The 16,060-nt window shown below is 37.9% G+C and carries 12 protein-coding genes; 8 read left to right on the plus strand and 4 right to left on the minus strand.

Translation table 11 applies throughout. From position 1 onward, the window contains the following. The first annotated feature begins 403 nt into the window (after nt 1–403). The 7 genes from sbnA to ACG59Z_RS00625 all read left to right on the plus strand — a co-directional run bounded on the left by sbnA (nt 404) and on the right by ACG59Z_RS00625 (nt 12,042). Nucleotides 404–1,408: a 2,3-diaminopropionate biosynthesis protein SbnA gene (sbnA, locus tag ACG59Z_RS00595; protein ID WP_400197385.1), complete on the plus strand. Its 1,005-nt coding sequence runs from the start codon at nt 404–406 to the stop codon at nt 1,406–1,408. A gap of 21 nt (nt 1,409–1,429) precedes the next feature. After that, complete coding sequence (sbnB, locus tag ACG59Z_RS00600) at nt 1,430–2,443, plus strand: 2,3-diaminopropionate biosynthesis protein SbnB (protein WP_002115662.1); 1,014 nt, start codon at nt 1,430–1,432, stop codon at nt 2,441–2,443. Between the two features lie 71 nt (nt 2,444–2,514). Next, nucleotides 2,515–4,155, plus strand: coding sequence for an IucA/IucC family protein (locus ACG59Z_RS00605; RefSeq protein WP_400198009.1), 1,641 nt, complete (start codon nt 2,515–2,517; stop codon nt 4,153–4,155). Between the two features lie 3 nt (nt 4,156–4,158). Beyond that, a complete protein-coding gene (locus ACG59Z_RS00610; protein WP_400197388.1) occupies nt 4,159–5,364 on the plus strand; it encodes an MFS transporter in 1,206 nt (401 codons plus the stop codon). Further along, a complete protein-coding gene (locus tag ACG59Z_RS00615) occupies nt 5,361–8,888 on the plus strand; it encodes an IucA/IucC family protein (protein ID WP_400197389.1) in 3,528 nt (1,175 codons plus the stop codon). Before ACG59Z_RS00610 ends, ACG59Z_RS00615 begins: the two co-directional genes overlap by 4 nt. Next, on the plus strand, nt 8,881–9,654 hold the full coding sequence (locus tag ACG59Z_RS00620; protein WP_400197391.1) for an HpcH/HpaI aldolase/citrate lyase family protein: 774 nt from the start codon (nt 8,881–8,883) through the stop codon (nt 9,652–9,654). Before ACG59Z_RS00615 ends, ACG59Z_RS00620 begins: the two co-directional genes overlap by 8 nt. Before the next feature lie 153 nt (nt 9,655–9,807). Continuing rightward, nucleotides 9,808–12,042 (plus strand): TonB-dependent receptor, encoded by a 2,235-nt coding sequence (locus ACG59Z_RS00625; protein WP_400197393.1) that lies wholly within the window; start codon nt 9,808–9,810, stop codon nt 12,040–12,042. Between the two features lie 65 nt (nt 12,043–12,107). Here the strand turns inward: ACG59Z_RS00625 and ACG59Z_RS00630 are convergent, their stop codons facing one another. The 3 genes from ACG59Z_RS00630 to ACG59Z_RS00640 all read right to left on the minus strand — a co-directional run bounded on the left by ACG59Z_RS00630 (nt 12,108) and on the right by ACG59Z_RS00640 (nt 13,964). Further along, nucleotides 12,108–12,662, minus strand: a complete 555-nt coding sequence (locus tag ACG59Z_RS00630) for a TetR/AcrR family transcriptional regulator (RefSeq protein WP_400197395.1) — start codon at nt 12,660–12,662, stop codon at nt 12,108–12,110. Nucleotides 12,663–13,325: 663 nt separating this feature from the next. Beyond that, nucleotides 13,326–13,748: a hypothetical protein gene (locus ACG59Z_RS00635; protein ID WP_400197396.1), complete on the minus strand. Its 423-nt coding sequence runs from the start codon at nt 13,746–13,748 to the stop codon at nt 13,326–13,328. A gap of 90 nt (nt 13,749–13,838) precedes the next feature. Then, a complete protein-coding gene (locus tag ACG59Z_RS00640) occupies nt 13,839–13,964 on the minus strand; it encodes a YHYH domain-containing protein (protein WP_094030692.1) in 126 nt (41 codons plus the stop codon). 154 nt (nt 13,965–14,118) lie between these two features. Between ACG59Z_RS00640 and ACG59Z_RS00645 the strand changes: the two genes are divergently transcribed. Beyond that, on the plus strand, nt 14,119–14,661 hold the full coding sequence (locus tag ACG59Z_RS00645; RefSeq protein WP_400197398.1) for an AAA family ATPase: 543 nt from the start codon (nt 14,119–14,121) through the stop codon (nt 14,659–14,661). Nucleotides 14,662–14,878: 217 nt separating this feature from the next. On the opposite strand, the gene ACG59Z_RS00650 is transcribed toward ACG59Z_RS00645, so the two are convergent. Continuing rightward, a complete protein-coding gene (locus ACG59Z_RS00650) occupies nt 14,879–15,217 on the minus strand; it encodes a hypothetical protein (RefSeq protein WP_304393047.1) in 339 nt (112 codons plus the stop codon). Between the last annotated feature and the right edge of the window lie 843 nt (nt 15,218–16,060).

Raw genomic sequence — 16,060 nt, forward strand, 5'->3', positions numbered from 1 at the left:
TTTGCTTCTTAGCTCCTTCATAAGGAGTTTGTGTTTTATTAAATTACAGCTTTTTTGTTTCAATAAACTTCCCTTTGAATAAAGAGTTTTGAGTAAAAAAACTTTCCCCATAAATTATTTACCTTTATTTTTTGTCAAATAACTCATTTTTTCACTGTGATCAATTTTTATAAAATAGTAAGTTTCTGCCTATCTACTTATATTTAAAACATTTATTAATTTTTATCTTTATAAAATATAAATATTACGATTCAAATAATTACACAAAAAAAATTAGTGAAAAATCCTATAAGTCCCCCCTATTTTGAGTTACAAACCGCAACAATCATGGCACAAATGGTAATAATAATTAAATTAATAATCATTATCATTCACATCACATAAAAACCTGAGAAGATCTACCATGATCCATGAAAATATTCTCGACTGCATAGGTAAAACGCCACTATTACAACTATCAAGGCTATTCACGCATCAATCAGTCTCAGTGATTGCGAAAATGGAATTGTTAAACCCAGGAGGAAGTATTAAAGACCGTCCAGCATTATTCATGCTACAGGAAGGCTTAAAATCCGGAGTGATTAATAAAGATAGTCATATTGTTGAAAGTTCTTCAGGAAACTTAGCGATTGCGCTTGCAATGGCATGCAAAATATATGGATTAAAATTTACTGCCGTTATTGACCCGAAAATTGCCTCAGCAAACCTACAAATGCTGAAGCTCTACAAAGCCAACATCGAAATGGTCTCTGAAAAAGACCAAAACGGTGGTTATTTAAAAACCCGAATTGACACCGTAAAACGACTCTGCCAACAACTGCCCAACGCTGTCTGGATTAACCAGTATGCAAACCCAAATAACTGGAAAAGCCATTACTTTGGTGAAGCAGAAGAAATCTTAAATCAAATTGATCGCAAGATTGATTACCTTGTGATTGGAGCAAGTACCTCCGGCACGATTATGGGCGTGTCTCGTCGCCTTAAAGAAAAGTTCCCCGAATTAAAAGTCATCGCTGTCGATATTGTCGGCTCTGTGCTGTTCGGTGGAACATCTGGTCCACGCGAAATTCCCGGTATTGGTGCAAGTACAGTCCCACCGCTGCTCTCCCCCGATGAAATCGATGAAGTCATTTATGTAGATGACTATGAGTCGGCACTTGGTTGCAGAGAACTTCTTGAGCACGAAGGAATCTTTGCTGGCGGTTCGAGCGGCTCATCTATTTCAGCCATCAAAAAACTGATTCCAACCATTCCAGAAGGTTCATGCGTTTTAACGCTGTTGCCAGATCGCGGCGACCGTTATCTCGATCTGGTTTATGAAGATGAATGGTTCGAAATGATCAAGAAGCGTCACTTCAATCGAAACGTACGACGCCAAGAAAACCTTACTTTACAAAATGTTGTTTAACCTTCTCCTTAGGACATATTCATGAGCAATTTGGCTACCCTTCGCTATTTAAGTCAATCAGATTTATTAAATCTTGGCGCAAATCATAGTAATTCTTTTATTGAAGCGATTACTGAAGGTTTAACCCTGCATGCAAATAAACAGTTTGTACAACCCTTAAAACCTTATCTTCGCTGGCAAGGTGCAGACCATATTGCTGACCGTATTATTGCCATGCCTTGCTATTTAGGTGGCAATGACCCGATTGCTGGAATTAAATGGATTGGTTCAAGACAACATAACCCTAAAAAATTCAATATTCCGCGTGCCAGCGCACTGATTGTTTTAAATGACTCAGAAACAAACTATCCGGTTGCAGTGATGGAAGGCAGCTTAATTAGTGCCATGCGAACTGCTGCTATTACAGGCGTTTCGATTAAGTATTTAGCGAAAAAAGACTTTTCTGACATTACCGTGATTGGCTGTGGTCCAATTGCGCAAATGCAGATTAAGACGGTACTTGAACAATATGCTCAAGTGAAAAAAATCCATTTATTTGATGTGAACCCTGAAGCGGCTGAAAAACTCAAAGCGTTGTTCTTATCAGAATATCCAAATTTAGAAATTGAAATTCATGACAGTGCTAAGTCTGCGATTCAGCAAGCAGATGTCCTCATTACCTGTACCGTTTCAGATAAGCCTTACATTCCGTTTGAGTGGCTTAAAAAAGGCTGCTTTGTTTCAAACATTTCAATTATGGATATCGAGCCTGAAGTCTTCTTAAAAGTGGACAAAGTGATTGTGGATGACTGGGACCAATCAAACCGAGAAAAGAAAGTTATCAATGTGCTGGTTGAAGATGGCTTATTTAGCCGCGAAAAACTACATGCTGAACTTGGCGACATCATTATTGGTCATAAAAACGGCCGCGAACACGAAGATGAAATCATTTTGCTCAACCCAATGGGCATGGCGATTGATGACATTGTCTGCGCTAAGTGGTTCTTCAATGCTGCACAAGAACAAAACGTTGGTACGGTTCTACCGCTTTTATAAGAATAGGAATAACTAAAATGTTAGATCGGATTTACACAGCACAACTACAAAAAACGATAGATGCACTCTACATGGAGAATTATGGAGATTTTAGAGATCATATTTCCTATAAAAAGCCTTATCTGGCAATTACTCTCAATGATGAGTTGGAACTCTATTTCAACTGTTTAAAAGTAGATGGTGTAAATCCTTTCTATATTACTCAACCCGAAGTTTTGCTTCATAACCTCTTAAACAATACGACGTCTAAAATTTCTATTTCTGAAGTTTTTAACTATTTAACCCAAGCAAATTGGTGGCCTTCACCACACCATCAAAAAGCGATTGATTACTGGCTAGACAACTTAGTAACGGCTGAAAAGATTCCTCAAATTTTACAGTCAGCCCTTTCATTTTCTTCACCTTTAATCAAAAGCGAGTTGCTATCGCTGGTCGCTGACCGTCCATTTCATCCGTTCGCGCATTCAAAAGGTGAACTTGCACCACTCACAACTCAAAAAGAAATTGAAGTGTACTGGTGGGCTTTTAAGCAAGATGACGTCATCAACAATATGGAGTCGACTCCTCATAAAGAGCTTCTGTTAGCAGAAGCTGAGGAAAGTCTGATTGCTGACAAAATGGCTCAGCTTTCAGAGGACTACTTAGCCCTGCCTTTGCTAGAGACTCAACATCGCTATTTAAAGTTTGATGAAAATAAGTACGGCGGTATTGACCTGAACCATGTCACCACCATTGGTTTACCGACTTCTTCTTTAAGAACGCTTATTCACAACACAAAACCTACACTGCATTTAAAACTTTCGACCAATGCCAAGACATTAGGTGCAATCCGCTCCATGCCAGGTCGTTATTTAATGAATGGTCATACGGCTTATGATTTTTTAAATGACGTCATTAATGAAACTGCTTTATTAAAAAATCGTCTCTTTTTGAGTAATGAAACACATTGGTGGGTACTCGGTAAACAAGAGCCGATTGTAAAAAATTTAGGGGTGATTGGCTGCCAAGTCAGACATTTACCCGACTTTTGCCAAGATAAAAACGTTACACCAATCACCATGTCAGCTTTAAGCTGTACGTATGTTGACCCTTGGGAAACTTTAGGCGTTGAAGGTGACAAATGGTCATTACTAAAAGACTTAAGTGTTCATTTTATTCAAACATTCTTAACGCTTTGGTCGAAAGGCATCATGCCTGAATGCCACGGGCAAAACACTATGGTGTGTTATGAAAATAACAAGTTTAAATGCTTTATTTTACGTGACCACGATACCTTAAGAATATGTACCACAGCCATTGAAGAAAGTGGTTTTACCCCTCCGATTTATACCATTGATACCAGCACACCGAACAATCTTATCTTTACTAAAAATGAAGACTTATTTAATTACTTCATTACCTTAGGGATTCAAATTAACCTTTACCCGATTGCTTTAGCTACCTTGAAATATACGGATCGGACAGAAAGCGATTTTTGGGAGATGGTTCAAGAAATTATCCAAGATTTTGTAGAAACCCAACCCATTTCAGAACAAACAAAATCACAAATTCAAACTTATCTTTTTGACAATAAGACTTGGCCATTCAAACAGTTACTTACGCCTTTACTTGCGCAAGAAAGCGACTCAACAGGCATGCCAAGTAAAATCGGAACTACGCCAAACCCTTATCACAGCTTATCTGTTTCTAGCTATGAGACCATGGATATCTAAATCATGCGCTCATCTCGCCTAGATCATTTCATTATTTTGCTCTGTCAGTTTTTTTCCACTTTTGGGCTCATGGTACTTATTCCGATCATGCCGCTCTATATGGAAAAGCTGACGGCGCATATGAGTGCTCCCACTATCTGGGCGGGTTTGGCACTCGCGGCTCCGGCTATTGGCAGTTTATTTACCGCACCGATTGTGGGTCATCTATCCGACACATTCGGCCATAAAAAAGCCTTATTACTTTCTCTCGCTGGTTTCTGTATTTCAATACTGCTCATGGCGAGCGCCCAGCATTTATACCTGTTTATTTTCGCGCGAATTTTACTCGGTTTTTGCGGTCTTTCCGTGATTTTAAATGCCTATGTTTCATATCTTTCTAATGAGCAACAACGAGGTGCCGCTTTTGGGCAACTGCAAAGTAGTGTTGCGCTCGCTTGCCTCTGTGGTCCCGTGCTCGGCGGGATATTTATGGATCAATGGCGGGTTGAAGTATTACTCAACGCAACAGCATTTGTTGTGATGACACTCATTGTGATTGCGTCATTTGTATTAACCAATCCCGTTAAAACCGAAACCACAAAAACCAAAGAGAAATCCAAGCTTCCAGCTTTCTTTGATAGAACGATTTTTTCATGGTTAAGCGCTGGCATTTTGGTTCAAGCGGGCGGCTTTGGTTTAGTGTCCTGCTTTGTTTTATACATTAGTGAAATAAGCCAAAGCACTCATTCATCGTTATCTGCAGCAAGCTTAACAGGCACCATTCATGCGCTTTCATGGGGAGCCGCCTTTATTGCTGGAACCTATTGGGGAAAACGAAATGATGATAAAGGAGATTCTTTTAATAACTTCGTTTACGCGTCTTTAATTTGCGGTATCACGATTTTCGCATTGATCTGGGTTTCGAATATTTGGCTGGTTCTTGTATTACGACTCATACAAGGTTTCTGTTTTGCAGCCCTGATTCCGTCGATCTTACACACAATTTCTTTAAAAGCCGGCACTCAAAGCCAAGGAAAAGTGATTGGTATTTCTAACAGTGCCTTTGTCTTAGGACAACTTATTGGCCCAATCACCATCACGCTCACCTACTCATTTTTCAATATTACCGCGGCATTAATCTGCACCTCACTATTTTTTATCGGTGCGGGATTAGTGGTGATTTTGAACAGATTCTTAATGGATACAATTTTAAAAGAGGCACAAGAATGAACTCAATTACTACAACAGATGCATGGTCTTATAAACTTTTCGAACAGTACCTGAATACTTTCTTTCGTGAACTTAAAGTAGATCTTGAAGAATGCATTATTCCCTCTCAAGATTCTCCTTTATTCACCCTATATGCAGAGCAACTAAATACCCTGTATTTTGCTTATACATTCCATGCCTCTAACACGGTTGTTTATGGCGCAGTTCAGCATCTATCCACCACTGGCTACCATAGATATCAACGTGGTTTTGTTCTGCAAAATTTAAGCGACAATACATTTGACTCGCTCACCGACCCTAAAAAATTAGTGAAGCTGATTACAGATGAGTTGAATAGTCTATTTAAAGATAAAAATCAAAATAAGAACCTGTACTCCGATATTGCCAATAGTATCGAGAACACAAAATTCTTTTTAGAAAATAAGCCTTCCCAAACAGTAACTAAAGCGTTAAGTGGTTTTCAGGCAACCGAACAAGGCATGTTATATGGACACCCTTTTCATGTGACCTCTAAAGCCAATCTAGGTTTTTCTAAAGAGGACATGAAAAAGTATAGCCCCGAGTTAGGTGCAAGTTTTCAACTCCATTACTTTGCGGTTCATTCTTCTTTAATTCAAAAGTTAGTTAGCGAGACCGAACGTTCTCACCATATTGAAGATGAAGTTTTAGAAGCAGCAAAAGATCGTTTGCAAGAGAAATTCACTAATTATGAACTCATGCCAACCCACCCTTGGCAAGCTAATTTCTTACTTCAACATCCATCTTTAAAGAAACATTTAGACAGCCAAGACGTGATCTACCTGGGAGCTTTAGGTCAAACCGTATGGCCGACCTCATCCGTTCGCACGGTGTGGTTACCTCAATCGAACCTATTCTTAAAACTCTCTATTGATGTGCGAATTACCAGTTTCATCCGTAATAACCCAATGGATGAAATGGAACGCGCGATTGATGCGAGCAAAATTATTATTAATCACAAGATTAATGAACAATATCCAGACCTTGTGATACTGCCGGAGTTAGAAGCAAAAACAATCAAAATTCCAGAGCTTGAAAGTTCATTTGGCATTATTTATAGAGCAGGACTTCCGCCAGAGGTATTAGAAAATACCAGAATGCTAGGTGGCTTGGTTGAAGAAAACGAAAATCATGAAATCCCACTTTTAAGCTTTATTCAGCAAGCAGCACCGAACCAAAACTTACAATCGAACGATGCGAAAGACTTCATTACTTTCTGGTGGAAACAGTACGTTAAAGTTTCGCTTATTCCATTAGTTGAGTTGTTTGCAAACAGAGGCATTAGCGTAGAAGCGCACATGCAAAACAGCTTAATGGAATTTAAAAATGGCTATCCACATCGTCTTATTCTTCGAGACATGGAAGGCATTAGTATTGTTCCAGAAATGATAGAAGACGACTCATCTATTTCTGAAGATAGTACTGTCTGGTTCTCTCAAAAAGATGCTTGGACCTTTTTAAAATATTACCTCGTGATCAATCACATTGCTCATCTCATCAGTGCAATTGCACGAGTTACGGCCATTGAAGAATCTGAACTTTGGCAAGCCACACGCCTTACGCTCACGCAAGAAAATTTTAGCGCCAAAGGCGAGCAATACCGCGATTTATTAATTAATTCACTCACATTACCAATCAAGGCAAATATGTTAAATACGCTCTACCACAGTGGTGGCAATCCAATCTGGATTGAAGTTGAAAACCCTATTTATAAATATCGCGGTGCAGAAGCGCTTAGCCCTCTTCAACCAACACAACAAACCAATTATAAAACCCTCGCGGAAAATCGCGTAATGAGTCAATTATTAGAAGCACTCATTTTTGAAAATACTTTTAAATACGAGTTTTCTAAAAGTCAGATCAAGTTTTATATTTCCAATACTGTTTTCTATACTTGCGCGGCCAAACGACATTTTAGTTTTAAACGAATTAAGCTAAATCCTTCAAGTTTAGTCCGTTCTGATATTACTTTAGGCACCGAAACTCGCCCTAACTTAAAAACACTACTTGCCGACCTAAAAAATATTATTGAAGCTGACCCAGTTAAATGGCAAAACTTTAATGATGAACTCAATTTAACTTACGTTAAACATGCGCAAACTGTAAGCCAAGCACCTGCTCAACCTTTAAGAACTTTGCCGTACCTAGAACAAGAAGCACGCATCACCAACGCCCATTTATATCACCCAAGTTTTAAATCTCGTATCGGCTTCGATTTAAAAGAAAATAAAAAATACGCACCGGAGCTTTCTGAAGGTTTTACGGTTCAATGGGTGGCAACTCATAACAGTTTATGCAAACTGGTTTTAAGTGAAACCATTAATTTAGAGCAGCTTTATAAACAGCATTTTTCAGAAAAAGATCTACACGCCATTAATGATCAATTGAAAGAGCAAAATGTAGATTTTAAAGATTATATCCTCACCCCAATTCACCCATGGCAGTGGGATAAAATTATTGAATTGTATTATCAAGATGCAATTAGCAACCAACTGATCATTCCGTTAGATATTGAAGGTCCGACTTACTTACCGCAACAGTCGATTCGAACCTTATCGAATATTAGTGATATTTCGGCACTTTCTCTCAAGTTGGCAATGAACTTGGTTAATACCTCGACCTCTCGTGTATTGGCACCACATACCGTTCAAAATGCGGCGAAAATGAGTGATTGGCTTTATAACATTGTTGAGCAAGACCCTATTTTAGAAAAACAGCGCAAGCCTGTTATTTTAAGAGAGATCGGCGGTCTTTCAGTGAACCAGCCAATTGCGCTACCTGTTCAATACGGCGCACTCGCCTGCATTTGGCGCGAAAGTATTTACAGCTACTTAAAAGAAGGCGAATCAGCAACGCCAGTAACAGGTTTAATGCAAGTTGATACAGACCACAAACCTCTCATTGATGAGTGGATTCAAGAGTACGGTATCGAGTTCTGGTTAGAAAAATTACTTACCAACGCTTATTTGCCTATCATGCATATTTTATGGTGCCACGGCCTCGCTTTAGAGTCACATGCACAAAACATGGTTCTGATTCATAAAAATGGCTTACCCGTTAAAGCGGCTTTGAAAGATTTCCATGATGGCATTCGTTTTAGTCGTCATCTTTTACGTGAGCCAGAGCTTTTACCTAACTTGCAAGATGCGCCAAAAGAACATGCCAAAATTAACCCGAACTCGTTCTTAGAAACCCACTCTCCAAATGAGCTCAGAGACTTTACTCAAGATGCGCTTTGGTTTGTAAATCTGGCAGAGTTAGCAATTTTCTTAAATGAACATTATGACTTCGATGAAATCAAATTCTGGACCATGTTAAGAACCATCATTAATCAGCATAAAGAAGCTCACCCAGAGTTTAGCGAACGATATGAATTGTTTAACTTTACAGATGACACCATTGATATTGAACAGCTCGCAAGCCGTCGTTTTCTTCCGGAAATTCGTTTAAGAGTACAAACCACGCCAAACCCGCTCAGCCTTATTAAGGAAATTGAATATGAATAAGCATTCGATTTCTTTTAAGAAACGAATAGCAAATGGCGAGACGCTCTACGGAATATTTTGTTCCGTAGCTTCTCCGATTAATGTTGAACAACTGGCACTGGCGGGCTACGACTTTATTATTATCGACTTAGAACATACTTTATTTAGTACGTCTCAAGTCGAGACCATGATTTTAGCCGCTAGATCCATGAGCCTCGATGTATTTATAAGAGTGCCTTTAAACGCTAACCACCTAGTTTTACCTCTGCTCGATGCAGGGGTAACGGGTATTGTGTTTCCGCGCATTGAAAATGCTCAGCAAGCTCAAGAGGCCGTGAACTATTGTCACTATATGCCACTTGGGCAAAGAGGATTGAATTCAACAAGGTTAAATCGATACGGCATAGATGATTTAGCAAGTTTTGTTCAACACGCAGCAAACGAGACTGTTGTCATTGCTATGATTGAAAGCTTGGAAGGACTAGAGCAGCTAGATGAAATATTAAAAGTTGAAGGTATCGATATTATTCTTGAAGGTGCTGCCGACCTTTCTCAATCGATGGGAATGCCGTGGCAAACTAGCCATCCGCAGGTCAAAGAGAAAGTTCAAGAGATGTATACAAAGACTAAAAATAGTCAAAAGCATTTCTGTGCTATTCCCCGACAACCTGAAGATATTGCGGCATGGAAACAGCAAGCTGTTCAGCTTTTTGTGCTCGGGGATGACCGCAGCATTATACGCCGTGCCCATCAAAACCATCTAAATACCTTTAAAGACATTTCATAACTGTTCAAATCTTTTAAGGGGAATAAATGCCTATTCCCCTAATTCATTGAATAAATTTCAAATATATTATTTTAAAGCAATTAATAATGTTGTTAATTACAATGATTCTCATTTATAATTCGCTCAATTTAAAATCACTCTCAGGGCGAGACAATGGGAAATAAGAAAAGTAATAAGCTTTTTACGAGGAAATCTGAAGTTAAAAATATCATTCCACTTCTTTCACTTGGTGGAGCCATTATTCTTTCAAACTCAGCATTTGCAGCTTCAACTTCTGACACCACAGAAACAGAAAAAAAGCCTGAAGCCCTTCCTACCATTACCATTACCGCTTCACGTGCAGATGAACTCTCTACCTCTGCCAAACAAGTCACCAAGCTTGATGAAAAACAAATTGAACTTTTAAAAAATGGATCGTCTGGGAACATTGCGACTGTTTTAGCCAAAGCCGTACCGGGCCTATCGGACTCAAGCCGAACCATTACCGATTATGGTCAAACTTTACGTGGCCGTAATGCGCTTATTTTGGTGGATGGCGTTCCAATGAACCTCACTCGTGATACAGCGAGAGGACTGTCAGCCATTGACCCTGAAAGTATTGCCAACATTGAAGTGATTCGTGGTAGTAACGCAATTTATGGTGGCGGTGCTGCGGGCGGTATTATTTCAATTACCACTAAAGCTGCTGGCGGTGAACCTACGGCTAAAACTGTCGTTGGCTTACAAACACCACTCACAAATTTCCGTTCGAATGCTTTAAGTGGCGATATTCACCAGTATTTTACGGGCAGTTTTAACGCTTTTGACTATGCACTAGACTTTGGTTACCAACGTATTGGTAGCCCCTACGATGCAAGTGGTGACCGTGTTGCACCGGAACCAAGTCAGGGCGACCTTTACGACTCAAATGGCTATAGCATTGGCGGTAAGCTGGGTTATCACATTGATGACAACCAATACCTACAGTTTGCTGCAAACTACTATAATGCCGAGCAAGACTCAGACTATGCATCTGACCCAAGTGTGAAAAAAGCTCCTGCTGGAACTGTGCCAGCTAAAGCCATTAAAGGCTTAAAGCTCAAAGACCAAAATAAAAACGAAAACCAGATCTACAATTTAACCTATAACCATAAAGACTTTTTTGGTAATAAGGTTGATGCTCAAATTTATTACCGCGACTTCTTTACCCGTTTTTCACCGTTTGATGCTCGTGCAAATGCGAACCGCGGCAAACAAGTCGACCAGATTTATCAAGAAAATAATGTACTCGGTAGCCGCTTAACGGTGACTACTCCCCTTGAGTTTTTAGGTGATACATCTTTAGTTTGGGGTGGTGACTTTAGCCGCGAAAAAAGCGAAATGCCTTTAGATATTTTTGATCAAAAAATTTACGATCAATCGGGCGGCTTAGAGTTTGTAAAAATCGGCAAACTGATTTATTTACCTGAACTCACCACGCAAAGTGTGGGTGGTTTTGTACAGCTAAAACACCGCTTTAATGACCAATGGTCAGCAGAAGCTGGTACACGATATGAAGACAGCTATGCGCAAATTGATAGCTTTGTTCCATTATCACAATTAGGCAAAACCAATCCTTACACGGTTCCGGGCGGAAAAGTGAAAGCGAATGCATGGTTGTATAATGCCAATGTAACTTTCTCACCAAACGACCAGCACTCGATTTATGCGTCGTTTAACCAAGGTTTTCAGTTACCTGATGTTGGTTTAATTATCCGTAATGCTGGTGAAGGTTTTAACCTTGGCTCATCATTCTTAGAACCTGTAAAAGTTGATAACTACGAACTCGGCTGGAAAGGTAACTTTAATAACTTCTCTTCAAGTTTAGCGGTATTCCACTCTACTTCTGACTTGGGTGCTGTTCAATCATTCAACAATGGTTTGGTCCTAGCCCGAACCAAAGAGAAAGTTACTGGGGTTGAAGCAACGCTTGACTACCTTGACGATGCGAATGTGTGGGGAACTGGTGGTAGCGTAACGTGGATGAAAGGCCGTGAGAAACCTCAAAACGGTGCTGAACAAGACATGACGGGCTTCCGTATTCCCCCATTAAAACTCACAGGTTATATTTCTTATAGCCCAACTGAAACTTGGACAAACCGTCTACAAGCAACTTACTTCGGTTCAGAAGATTACCGTTTAGATGGCAAGAACAGTTTTGGTCGCTACGATGTAAAATCTTATACCACAGCAGATTTAATCAGTAGTTTTGCGCTGAACAAGAAAGACACTATGACCATTGGTTTAGAAAACATGTTTAACCGCAAGTACTATCCTCTCTATAGCCAATTATTAAGAACGAACGATAACACCAGCCACTTAGTTGCAAATGGTATAACGCTTAAAGTGACTTATAGCCATAAGTGGTAAGAGCTTTGGTTAGCCACTAATACAGTAAAAGCCCCAACCTCGGGGCTTTTATTTTTAGAGTATTTCTATAAAAACATCGCTATAAAATATTCGAATTGTTTGTCCCGCTCATCTACATCGTTATGACTGAGCCTTTGGATAATGGTTCCTTCAATTATATGCAGAAGTAATTTGGCATCATGAAATGAGACATCAGCTTTTAATGTTCTAAGCTGACTATAGATTTCATTGGTTAGCCAAGTTCTATATTTAATGGCGACTTGATAAGCGCTTGAATAAGTATTTTTAGTTTCAAAAATGGCTTTAAATAATAAGTAGTACAGCCCTTCTAAGTCCGTATGTAAGTCATAAAGTGTTTTGAGTTTATCCGTCACGCTTGAGTTGTAGCCATACTCGACCATTGCAGTGACTTTGTCTTGAAGCCGCTCTTTTTGTACGAGCAGGCAGATTTCAATAAACCGTGCTTTGGACTGGAAGTGATGATAAAAAGTCATTTTTGTAATTTCAGACTCTTTGATAATTCTATCAACACCCACTAAGTGAAAGCCGTGGTGGTGAAATAAATGAATTGCTTTATTCACAACTTTTAAAGCACGTGTAGAAAGTACTAAAGGTGGCATAGTTGTACCGTTTAAAATAATTTTTGTTGTATATAAAAGAGATAGAAATGCCGTCACTCTTAAATTGAGCGCTAAAAACAGGCATGCAAAAGCAGCACAATAAAGGTGTGCTCGCCTATCTCGGGTTTATTGTTGCTATGATTTTTGAGTCGTAACGATTCTTAAGGTGCAGAAAACCTAGAGTCGATTAAACCGTTTTATAGACTGTTTAAATGGTATGGGCAGAGAGACTTTGGCAAAGGCCAATAAATGAGATGAATTAGTACGCATTAGCGGACTCCTTTGGCTATAAAGAAGCTTCACCATATTACTGTCAAATAATGGTGGTGAAACGAGAGAAGGTTGACAGACTGATAGCCAAAAGATCAGCACACCCGAAGGTGTCCCCCTCCCGTTCCACCGCAGAGGGGGCACGCAGGGATGCCCACAAAAAAGAGAGACTTTTTCGTGTGCGTTGGCTATCCGACCTGTCAAAGTCGACTGGCAATGTAGGCCAGCAGGCAAAGGATAATCGGAGAGATTTGGGGTGTCAATGTGATATTGGCTAGAAATAAAGCTTTAAAAACTTTAAAAATAATTTTAGTAAAATAGTTTATTAATCTAATACAGAAGCTTTTATTTTTTGAGGTTTTCAAATTTAGTAAAACTTAAAAATGTACTCTGCTATAGTAATTCATTAAGACTTTCAATACCGAGCTTTACACCATAGCTCCCTTCACTATCATCATCAAGCCAACCACCATTAATTAAAGCTGGCACGGTCTTATTTATTACTTTACCAGCTAATAATTTGGCATCATCCCTACTTAAATAACCAACGGTTAAACCACTAATTTCAATTTTTATAGCGTTCTTGTCATAAGCATTAAAAGGTTCAGAAACCACTCTAGCCATTACTTCTACATATTTTGATCTTTCTTGTTTAGGCCCAGCAATCTTTTTTAAATTAGCTTGATAAGATTGTTCTCCTACAATATCAACCAAATAGGCTATTGGTCTTTCATTAGTAATTTTCTGCTTTTTATGCATTTTAGTTAATATTAAAAATAAAACTAATAAACCAAGCGCTCCCCATATTATTTCCATCTATTCACCTCTTATTATTCCTAAAAAATGTAAAAATAAAGACATTAAAAAGAGTAAACCAAAAATCAGCTTACTCTTTCATCCCCCTATTTAATGACAGTGATGGTCTCCAGTTTTACTATTGGTATGGCATCCTTTAGAATTTGTACCTCCAGAATGAGCATTAACCTGTGTCACTGCTAAACCGATTAGACAAATGAATAAAATTTTTTTCATAAGTTTATTTCCTTCAATTCAGAATTATAATTGAGTTTTTATTGTACAAAAGAAAATTCTTAAGCTTTGATAAAACAGATGAGTAACTTATAAACTTTAGTCTACTTTCTATTTATAACCATTTTATTGAAATATTGCTTTTAAAAGATAAACCATGAAAATTTGTATTGTAGGCCCTTCTGGTGCTGGTAAAACAACTATCGCCAAGAAATTAGCAAAAGAATTAAAGATACCTGCTCATGCATTTGATGAGATCTATTGGGACTTAAATGGAACTGAATTTGTAAAAAATTCCGAAGAAACTATCTCATTTGATATTAAACAAATCACCTTACAAGATAGTTGGATTGTAGAGGGAGCTTACGATAAACGTTTACTTCCACTACTTCTTGAGTGCTCTTTAATTTTAAAGATGGACGTACCTCTTTATTTAAGAACGATACGACTCCTACAACGCTATCTCAAGTCTGTAGTTAAAGGTAAAAAGCCCAAAGAAACTTTAAAAAATACAATAGAGCTGATCCAGTTCACTTATAATTTTGATAACCGTTTAGAAAAATTTTTGAGTAGTAACTCTCAGCTCTCTAGAAAAGTTATTTCTGTTCGCGACTTTTCATCTGCTATGAATGTTGTACAAACAAATTTAAATAATTTATCCGATTCATTAAATCATGATGACAGAACAGAGGCAGGTTGACAGACCAATCATCTAGAACTGGCACGCACGAAGCGTCCCACCTCCATTCTACCGCAGAGAATAATAAGAGAGATTTTAAGTGTCAATGTAATATTGGATGGATTCTTAATAATTATTTTCTGATTTAACTGTTAGTTATATACTGTGATACACCGATAAAATGAATAATAAAATCCATTTTATCGGCTTGCCTACAGAGGCTTTTTAAGATTCCATTTTATTTTCTAATATAGTTTGGAAACTCTTTTAAAACCGTGCTACATAATTGACCTTTCATATCTTCACGTTTGCGTGCTTCAAATTGGTCCATACCTAATCTCATAACCTCTCTACCATACTTTTCACCTAGTTCATGTTTGGTACATTTTTCAGATTCATGAACTAATTCTTGTGAAGTATAGTGATAATTACAATCAAGTTGAGCACGGCTTAAAAAACCATGTAGTTGTACTGTTCTCTCGCAAGTTGTTCGCTGTATATAAGTTTTAGGCTCTTGAGCAGCATAAACTGATGACCCTACTAATAAAGTGAAAGCTGTTACTAAAAAATTACGCATTATTTCCCCGATAAAATTATTAAAAGTATAAGTGGCAATGTTGCGGGTGTATTAAATAATAATTGTTTATAAGTGTCTATTAATAATAAGAAAGTTAGATAAATCCTCTTATCTTTTGAATATTTCATCACCTTATTAAAATTATGGAATTAAGTTTAATAAATGGGATTGGCCTTTATCAAATAGATGATATTTGATTTGTTTTATGCCCATCTTTAAACATTAGTAAAGAATGTGCTCTTATTATTTTCAATAAAGCGGATTGAGAGCAACTTTGAATTTTCCATGTTCTAGACTAAAGAAACAAACCTTTGAATATAAAAAAGCTCTTTAAGTAACAAGAGCTTTTTTATCATTTCGGCAATTTTACTGATTATCGATACTTTTTATTACCACTTGGTGTAATACAGTAAGTCCCTCCACGAGGCCCAACACAATTATTTGATCCACTACAAGGACACTCGGAAGAACTATTACTAGAAGAGCTACTAGAACTCCCATAGCTACTTCGTCCGTGGGATAATTTACTTTTTGAAGAGTAATGATGGCTACTAGATGAGTAACTATGGCTGCTAAATGATCTTCCTCCGCCACGACCTCCCCGCGCCTCGGCCTGAGTTAAAAATATTATCTGTAATAAAACTAATATAGATAAGAAAATAATTCTCATATTTACCCCTAAAAAAATAAAAACTCATATTAATTTATGGCCAAATTTTAAACTATAGTTTAATAATTCAACTTTGGTAGATCATATAATATTTGGTTTTATGAATACAATTTAAACTAACAGATAACTTGAAGTTCTATTAGTTCATTAATTATACAAATATTTTTTTGTAA

This window comes from Acinetobacter sp. ABJ_C1_1, assembly GCF_044684115.1.
Lineage (GTDB): Bacteria > Pseudomonadota > Gammaproteobacteria > Pseudomonadales > Moraxellaceae > Acinetobacter > Acinetobacter nosocomialis_A.

Bases quoted from the DNA above. Each gene is read 5' to 3' on its own strand.
- sbnA (WP_400197385.1), top strand. From the start codon at position 404: ATGATCCATGAAAATATTCTCGACTGCATAGGTAAAACGCCACTATTA.
- sbnB (WP_002115662.1), top strand. From the start codon at position 1,430: ATGAGCAATTTGGCTACCCTTCGCTATTTAAGTCAATCAGATTTATTA.
- ACG59Z_RS00605 (WP_400198009.1), top strand. From the start codon at position 2,515: ATGGAGAATTATGGAGATTTTAGAGATCATATTTCCTATAAAAAGCCT.
- ACG59Z_RS00610 (WP_400197388.1), top strand. From the start codon at position 4,159: ATGCGCTCATCTCGCCTAGATCATTTCATTATTTTGCTCTGTCAGTTT.
- ACG59Z_RS00615 (WP_400197389.1), top strand. From the start codon at position 5,361: ATGAACTCAATTACTACAACAGATGCATGGTCTTATAAACTTTTCGAA.
- ACG59Z_RS00620 (WP_400197391.1), top strand. From the start codon at position 8,881: ATGAATAAGCATTCGATTTCTTTTAAGAAACGAATAGCAAATGGCGAG.
- ACG59Z_RS00625 (WP_400197393.1), top strand. From the start codon at position 9,808: ATGGGAAATAAGAAAAGTAATAAGCTTTTTACGAGGAAATCTGAAGTT.
- ACG59Z_RS00630 (WP_400197395.1), bottom strand. From the start codon at position 12,662: ATGCCACCTTTAGTACTTTCTACACGTGCTTTAAAAGTTGTGAATAAA.
- ACG59Z_RS00635 (WP_400197396.1), bottom strand. From the start codon at position 13,748: ATGGAAATAATATGGGGAGCGCTTGGTTTATTAGTTTTATTTTTAATA.
- ACG59Z_RS00640 (WP_094030692.1), bottom strand. From the start codon at position 13,964: ATGAAAAAAATTTTATTCATTTGTCTAATCGGTTTAGCAGTGACACAG.
- ACG59Z_RS00645 (WP_400197398.1), top strand. From the start codon at position 14,119: ATGAAAATTTGTATTGTAGGCCCTTCTGGTGCTGGTAAAACAACTATC.
- ACG59Z_RS00650 (WP_304393047.1), bottom strand. From the start codon at position 15,217: ATGCGTAATTTTTTAGTAACAGCTTTCACTTTATTAGTAGGGTCATCA.